The organism is Halococcus saccharolyticus DSM 5350 (genome assembly GCF_000336915.1).
GTDB lineage: Archaea > Halobacteriota > Halobacteria > Halobacteriales > Halococcaceae > Halococcus > Halococcus saccharolyticus.
In genome coordinates, this window is sequence record NZ_AOMD01000017.1 from 1 (window position 1) to 890 (window position 890).

General features: G+C 63.8%; 1 protein-coding gene and 1 pseudogene. Both read right to left on the reverse strand.

The window, feature by feature from the left end; genetic code table 11:
* Positions 1–268, reverse strand: a pseudogene (locus tag C449_RS06490) (hypothetical protein); the annotation flags it as partial.
* Between the two features lie 276 nt (positions 269–544).
* Positions 545–890: PGF-CTERM sorting domain-containing protein (locus C449_RS06495; RefSeq protein WP_006077177.1), on the reverse strand; the 346-nt coding region annotated here is incomplete at its 5' end.

The following is an 890-nucleotide window of genomic DNA, read 5'->3' on the forward strand; positions in this document are numbered from 1 at the left end:
CGACCGCCGATACCGTGTGGTTCGCGCTCGCGTTCGCCGAGTCCGGCTCCGCCATCACCGACACGTTCTCGCTCGTCTCGTTCATCGTCTCGTTACCCATGGTTTCGTTCGCCATGGTCTCGTTCGCCATCGTCGTCTCGTTTCCAGTCTCGTTGCCAGCGTCCTGTGCGCCGACCGTTCCGACCGCGGCGACAGTGCCGACTGCGGCTGCCAGCACTACCAGCCCGGCGAGGAACAGGCTCCGACGTGTATCGTGCGTTCGTGTCATGTTTCGGATATTATCGTGTCATGGAAGCGATGGACGTTCCGAGCCGGGTCGCCCGAAACGATCGCCGGCGATGGAGGCCGCCACCACCCATGAGTGACTTCGATGACTGAGATACACCGACCTCGTAAAATCCTTTTGGTATTATGTACCAGCCCGCGAGACGAACGATCGGCGACAGACGCGAGCGCCCGTCCACGATCGAGTGCGGACGGCTCGTTCGGTGGTACAGTCGCGAAGAACGAAACGCTGATAGAAATCCCTCGAATCGAGCAGCGATCAGTCGCGGCGTGCGGCCACGAGCGCGGCCGCGAGCAGCGCCACGACACCGACGATCAACGTGAAGCCCGGGCCACCCGCTGCTGTCGTCTCCGCGCCACCGCTACCGTTCGTCCCGTTTGCAGCGGCCCCACCGTCAGCAGCAGCGGTGTCGCCGTTGCCGGCAGTCGTCGCTTCACCCTGGGTCGTCCGGGTTTCGTTCGCAGTGGCACCCATCTCTGCCTCGGTCGTCCCCGTCGTCTCGGTCGTTTCGTTCGTCTCGGTGGTCTCGGTGCCACCGGTGGTGGTCATCATCGACTCGTTGGCCTCGGCGATGTCGAGGGTGGTGTTCGCGAACGTCCCGTTG